We start from the raw sequence: 6,895 nt of genomic DNA on the forward strand, positions 1-6,895 counted from the left end.
GATAAGTCTAAAATATGAAACTTAAGCATCAACTAATTCAAAATCTAATTGCTTCTTGATTAAATCAGCATTTAAAACTTTGATTCTAACCGGACTTCCTAACTGATATTTAACACGTGTGCGTTTACCTATTAAAGCATGATTTTTTTCGTCAAAAACAAAATGATCACCTTTCATAGCACGAGAACGAATCAAACCTTCGCAACGCGTTTCTGGGATTTCAACAAAGATTCCATAATCTTGTACACCTGTAATAAAAGCATCAAAAGTTTCGCCAACAAATTGCTCCATGTATTTTACTTGCATATATTTTATTGACTCTCTTTCTGCTTCTGCAGCAATTTTTTCGCGAGAAGAACAATGTTTTGCTTTATCTTCGTAAACAGCTGCTGCAGGAGATTTTTTATCATCTAAATAATCTTGCAACAATCGGTGCGCCATCATATCTGGATAACGACGAATTGGCGATGTAAAATGCGTGTAATAATCGAACGCTAAACCGTAATGTCCTATATTCTCTGTTGTATATTTTGCTTTCGCCATTGTTCGCATTGCCAAAGTTTCAACCATATTTTCTTCTGGTTTTCCTTTCACTTCTGCTAACAACTTATTCATAGAATTGATAGTTGTTTTACGATCTCCAATCTCTAATTCATACCCAAATTGACGAATAAAATTTTTTAAGTCTAATAGTTTATCTGGATTTGGATCATCGTGAACTCGATAAATATAAGTGTTCGCATTCTCTTTTCCATGTTTATCTAAACTAATGAATTCTGAAACTTTTTTGTTACATAATAACATGAATTCTTCAATCAATTTATTCGAATCTTTCGAAATTTTGAAGAAAATTCCTTGTGGATTATGCGCTTGATCTAAATCGAATTTTACTTCAACTTTATCAAAATTAACCGCTCCATATTTCATACGTTTTTGGCGCATTGTTTTGGCTAAACGATCTAAAGTCAAGATTTCATCTTTAAAATCGCCATCTTTTCCTTCGATAATTTCTTGTGCTTCTTCATATGTAAAACGTCTATCCGAATGTGTAACAGTACGACCAAACCATGTTTTTACAATCTTCGCATTATCATCCATTTCGAAAACTCCCGAAAACGTATATTTATCTTCGTTTGGACGCAAAGAACACGCAACATTCGACAACACTTCTGGCAACATTGGCACTACTCTATCCACCAAATAAACAGAAGTTGCACGCTTGTATGCTTCTTGCTCGATCAACGAACCTGGACGAACATAATGTGTAACATCGGCAATGTGAACACCAATTTCCCAGTTTCCATTCTCTAATTTTCGTATTGATAAAGCATCATCAAAATCTTTTGCATCTTTCGGGTCGATTGTAAATGTCGTTACATTTCGCATATCTCTACGACGAGCAGCTTCAGCTTCATCTATCGAAGTATCCAACTGATTTGCTTCTTCTTCAACTTCCTCTGGAAATTGTGCTGGCAAATCGTATTCTAACAAAATTGCATGAATTTCTACATCCGTATCGTCTGGACTACCCAAAACTTGCGTGATTTCACCAAATGGTGAATTAGATCCTTCTGGCCAATTTGTTAATCGAACCACAACTTTTTCTCCTGGTTGAGCATTTTTAATTTTCTCTTTCGGAATAAAGAAATCGTGGTTACCATTTTGCATCGTTACAAAACCAAAATTTCCGTTCTTTCCTAACTCGAAAATACCTGTAAATTCAGTTTTATTACGCTCGATAATTTCTACAATTTCTCCTTCTGCTCTCGATTGATTGGCATGTTTTTTTGGATAAACATATACGCGAACTGTATCGCCCATTAAGGCATTTCGCGTTTTTCCTTTTTGTACAAAGACATCTTGTTCAAGACCATCAATCATAATATAAGCACTCCCTGAAGAAGTCAAATCCGCAATTCCAACCATATAATCATTGGTCGCATTGATTTTGTATTTTCCTCTTTCTACTTCAGAAATCTTTTTGTCAGCTAATAAAACATTCAAATTCTTAATCAATAATTCTGTATCAATTCGATTTGTTAGGTTTAAAGCTGCTGCAATTTGTTTATAATTTAAAGGTTTATTCGGATTTTGAAATAAAACTTCGATGATAGACTTCGTAAACTTTGTTATGTTTTTGTCTTTTTTCGCCTTTGTATTTTTAAAATTTCTTCTTGGCATAATTTGTTTTCTGTCAAATCTCTTCTTGTTTTTTCGAGATTTATTTTAAAATAGTTAATAAATAAACACCTTAATTATTTGATTATCAAATTATTTTTAATAACTATTGATAAGATGTTAATAAACAACATAACCACTGCAAAGGTAATATATCCTTTTTCTAAAATAACAATTTACAGCCAATTCTATGTTACGGAAAGGATAAGATTACTTGTAACGTTTTGATTTATTGCGAAAATTGAGCCAAAAAAACTATTTTTGCATTGATAATTAATTGAATGAAAACTAAACCATTATACCAAACCTACTTGATTAACCTTGATCGAGCTACGGATCGACTTGAATTGATGCAAAAAGAATTCGAAAAATGTGAGATTACTTACGAAAGAATTTCTGCTGTAGATGCCAAAACTTTGGATTCGTCAACCTATAAAGTAAAAAATAAATATGACCGCGATTTAGTTCCTGGAGAAATTGGTTGTTATTTGAGTCATGTGAAAACGCTAGAAACTTTTTTGGCTTCTGAAAATGATTTTGCTTTGATTATAGAAGATGATGCAATTTTGGTTGATGATTTTAAATCTGCTGTAGAACATGCTCTTTCTAATTATGAAGAACTTTCTAACAAGCATAAATGGGATGTTTTGAAGCTATTTAACGGAAAAAGAAAACATATAAAAATTGCTGATGTGAATAATAAATACATTATTGGTGCTTGTGGAACGAGTATTCCAATCACAACAATTGCAGCCATTTGGACAAGAAAGGCCGCAGAAAAATTTTTGAATAAAATTAAAACGCCACTACCTATGATTCAACGTCCAATTGATTGTGATTTGCAGCATGCTTGGGAATTTGATTTAAGAATTTACAACCTTCTTCCATCGCTTGTTAAACCAGCTCCAGTAGAAACGCAAATTCAGATTAATCGCAGTTTAAGAAAGTCTAAATTTCCAAAACAAATTCAATACGAATTGAATCGATTATTTCCTAAATATTTCTATTTGATTAATCATCATGGTTTCAAAAAATTCTATGATAGTTTTATTGTGAAGAAAAATGAAAGAATTTCTTAATCAACAATTATTACACTTATTAAGTTACTGAATTAAAATAAATTAACAACCTTTATCAACAGTTATAAACATTGTTAATTTCGATATAAAATACAAAAAAAGCAGTTTCAAAAATTTTGAAACTGCTTTTTCATTTATAATAATTCGATGCTTTCTTCTTTTAATTTTTCTTTTACTTTTCCGTCCCAAATACTCGCTTGTACTTCGCCAATATGTCGAGATTTCAACATAAACATACACATACGAGATTGTCCAATTCCACCTCCAATTGATTCTGTTAACTGATCATCTAACAACATCGAGTGAAATAATAAATTTTTACGATCCGAAAAATCTCTAATTTCTAATTGTTTGGTCAAAGCTTCTTTATCTACACGAATTCCCATCGAGGATAACTCGAAAGCAGATTCTAAAACAGGGTTCCAAACTAAAATATCACCATTAAGACCTCTAAAACCAGCACTGTTTTCTGTACTCCAATCGTCATAATCAGCGGCACGTGCATCGTGTAATTCTCCATTACTCAATTCTCCTCCAATTCCGTAAATAAAAACAGCTCCAAATTCTTTACAAATTGCATTTTCACGTTGTTTCGGCGTAAATGTTGGATACTTTTGTAGTAAATCTTCAGAAGAAATAAATGTAATTTGTTCTGGTAAAACAGCTTTCAATTGTGGATATTTCGCCTCTACATTTTGCTCCGTTTTTTTAATAACTTTATAAATCGATTTTACTGTCGAAAAAAGATAATCCAATTGACGATCTTGTGGAACAATTACTTTTTCCCAATCCCATTGATCCACATAAATAGAGTGAATTGGCGAATAATCTTCGTCTGGACGCAAAGCGCGCATATCTGTTATAATTCCTTCGCCTGGCTCAATTTCTAATTCTTTCAAACGAATACGTTTCCATTTTGCCAAAGAATGTACAACTACCGCATTTTTATCATTCAAAGATTTTATAGGGAATTTTACAGGTCTTTCGATACTATTCAAATCATCATTAATACCTGTTCCATCCAAAACTACCAATGGTCCAGAAACTGGAATAATGTTTAATTCTTTTTGTAATCCTTTCGAAAATTCTTCTTTTACAAAAGAGATTGCTTGTTCTCTACGTAATAATGCTCTGCTCATCTTTTTAATCTTTAAATGATTTGTTTTTTTAACTGATGTAAAAGTAGAACAGCTAAAATCAATAAATATACTATTGACTTAAATTGGTTTAAAAATATTTAATTTTAAATATAAAATATTGTTTATACTTAACTATTTAAACTTTATAATAGTTTTAAATTTAATTTTTAAAATAAAAATCGGTAAACTCTAACGAATTGACCGATTTTATATCTTATAATAGATGTATAAAATTATCCGTTGTATGAACAAGCAATTTTATCTACGCGTCCTTGGTGACGACCACCTTCAAATTCTGTTGCTAAAAATGTATTCACAATTTCTTCTGCATATTCATACGCAATAAAGCGTGCAGGTAAAGTTAACACATTTGCATTATTGTGTTGACGAGCTAACTTGGCAATATCCATCATCCAACATAATGCAGCACGAATTCCTTGGTGTTTATTTGCAGTCATTGTAACGCCTTGCGCACTACCACAAATCAAAATTCCGAAATCTGCTTTTCCATCTTCCACAGCTTGTGCCGTTGGGTGTGCAAAATCAGGGTAATCAACACTCGCTGTTGAGAACGTTCCAAAATCCTCAACCTCATATCCTTGACTTGTTAAAAAGGGAACTAATTTCTCCTTATAATCGAACCCAGCATGGTCCGCTCCGATTGCAATTTTCATTTAATTAACAGGTGTTTTTGTTGTTTTTGTTTAAATAATTGTAAATCAAATGTTAAGTAAAAGTAACAACTTGTTAAAAGATGATTGAATAAAACTAATAACTTTTCGAGAGAAAAATTTGGAAATCTGATTCAAAAAATCAATTAGAAATAAATCAATATAAGTCAAGTAAAAGTTTTCATTTTGGCATAAAAGATTTACACACCGTTATGAATAGTTTTCACAAAACTTCTTTTTAACAAAAGTTGTTTATCAACCAAAATGATAAATTGTTGATAGAATATCTAACTCTTTCATTACAAAACAAAATTACAAATAATAGCTTGTTAATTGCTATTAAATAAAATTTATCTCGCTTTAGTTATCCACATATTAACACTGCTAATAATAGTAACATATTTTTTTTTAAAAAATTTAAAAATTAATTAAACTATATATATTATTATGAATTGTTAATAGTTGAAAATTGTGTTAAATGATTTTAAGTATCAAAATGAAAGTTTGATTACTTTTGTGTAGTTCAAAATTTCAAATCAAAATATGAAAACAATCAACGACTACAATTTCGAAAACAAAAAAGCATTGATTCGTGTTGACTTCAATGTTCCGCAAGACGAAAACTTAAATGTGACAGATGATACACGTATTAGAGCTGCAAAACCAACGATCGACAAAATATTGAAAGATGGTGGCGCTGTTGTATTAATGAGCCATTTGGGACGTCCTAAAGGCGAATTCAATGATAAATATTCATTAAAACATATTGCATCAAAAGTTTCAGAAATTCTTGGCGTTGATGTGATCGTTGCGAATGATGTTATTGGCGATGATGCGAAACAAAAAGTAAGTAATCTAAAACCAGGCCAAGTTTTATTATTGGAGAATGTTCGTTTCCACAATGAGGAAGAAGCTGGAGATAAAGATTTTGCTAAAGCATTGGCTCAATTTGGAGATATTTATGTGAATGACGCTTTCGGAACAGCACACCGCGCACATGCTTCGACTGCAATTATTGCCGAATTTTTTCCAGAAAATAAATGTTTTGGTTTGTTAATGGAACAAGAATTAACAGCTATTAACAAAGTGTTATCAGACGGAGAAAAACCTGTAACAGCGGTACTTGGAGGTGCTAAAGTATCTTCTAAAATTACGATTATCAACAATATTTTACCAGTTATTGATAACTTGATTATTGGTGGTGGAATGACGTATACATTTGTAAAAGCAAATGGCGGAAAAATCGGAAATTCGTTGGTAGAAGATGATAAATTAGATTTAGCGAAAGAAATTTTGGCTGAATGTGAAAAACATAATGTAAAAGTTTATTTACCAGTTGACAATGTAATCGCTGATAATTTCAGTAACGATGCAAATACTCAAACAGTTCCTTCAGATGAAATTCCTGATGGATGGATGGGAATGGATGTTGGTGTAGAATCGTCAAAAGTTTTTGCAGATGTAATTAACAATTCGAAAACAATTCTTTGGAATGGTCCTTTAGGAGTTTTTGAAATGTCAAATTTTGCAAAAGGAACTATAGCTTTGGGTGATGCAATTGCAGAAGCTACTGCAAACGGCGCTTTTTCACTTGTTGGTGGTGGAGATTCTGTTGCTTTCGTAAAACAATTTGGTTACGACGATAAAGTAAGCTACGTTTCTACAGGAGGTGGCGCAATGTTAGAATCGTTGGAAGGTAAAGAATTACCAGGAGTTGCAGCGATTTTAAAATAAGAAAGTGAAAAAAATACTTAAAATAGTAGAAAAATTAAGCCGAGCATTTGCTCGGCTTTTTTTGTGACTTTTAAAGTCATTCTGATTTCTATGA

5 protein-coding genes are annotated in these 6,895 nt (G+C 31.8%); 2 read left to right on the forward strand and 3 right to left on the reverse strand.

Annotated elements, in window-relative coordinates:
- Window positions 1-21 precede the first annotated feature (21 nt).
- Window positions 22-2,181, reverse strand: coding sequence for a ribonuclease R (rnr, locus tag B3J26_RS03150; protein WP_286495668.1), 2,160 nt, complete (start codon window positions 2,179-2,181; stop codon window positions 22-24).
- A gap of 278 nt (window positions 2,182-2,459) precedes the next feature.
- Between rnr and B3J26_RS03155 the strand changes: the two genes are divergently transcribed.
- The gene (locus tag B3J26_RS03155) at window positions 2,460-3,257 is read left to right on the forward strand and encodes a glycosyltransferase family 25 protein (RefSeq protein WP_291073203.1); all 798 of its coding nucleotides are present in this window, start codon (window positions 2,460-2,462) and stop codon (window positions 3,255-3,257) included.
- Between the two features lie 134 nt (window positions 3,258-3,391).
- On the opposite strand, the gene asnA is transcribed toward B3J26_RS03155, so the two are convergent.
- Window positions 3,392-4,396 (reverse strand): aspartate--ammonia ligase, encoded by a 1,005-nt coding sequence (gene asnA, locus B3J26_RS03160; RefSeq protein ID WP_286495665.1) that lies wholly within the window; start codon window positions 4,394-4,396, stop codon window positions 3,392-3,394.
- 233 nt (window positions 4,397-4,629) lie between these two features.
- Complete coding sequence (gene rpiB, locus B3J26_RS03165; RefSeq protein WP_291047401.1) at window positions 4,630-5,070, reverse strand: ribose 5-phosphate isomerase B; 441 nt, start codon at window positions 5,068-5,070, stop codon at window positions 4,630-4,632.
- Between the two features lie 540 nt (window positions 5,071-5,610).
- Between rpiB and B3J26_RS03170 the strand changes: the two genes are divergently transcribed.
- A complete protein-coding gene (locus B3J26_RS03170; RefSeq protein ID WP_291073205.1) occupies window positions 5,611-6,801 on the forward strand; it encodes a phosphoglycerate kinase in 1,191 nt (396 codons plus the stop codon).
- Window positions 6,802-6,895 lie beyond the last annotated feature (94 nt).

This window comes from Empedobacter sp. UBA5987 (assembly GCF_002429865.1).
GTDB lineage: Bacteria > Bacteroidota > Bacteroidia > Flavobacteriales > Weeksellaceae > Empedobacter > Empedobacter falsenii_B.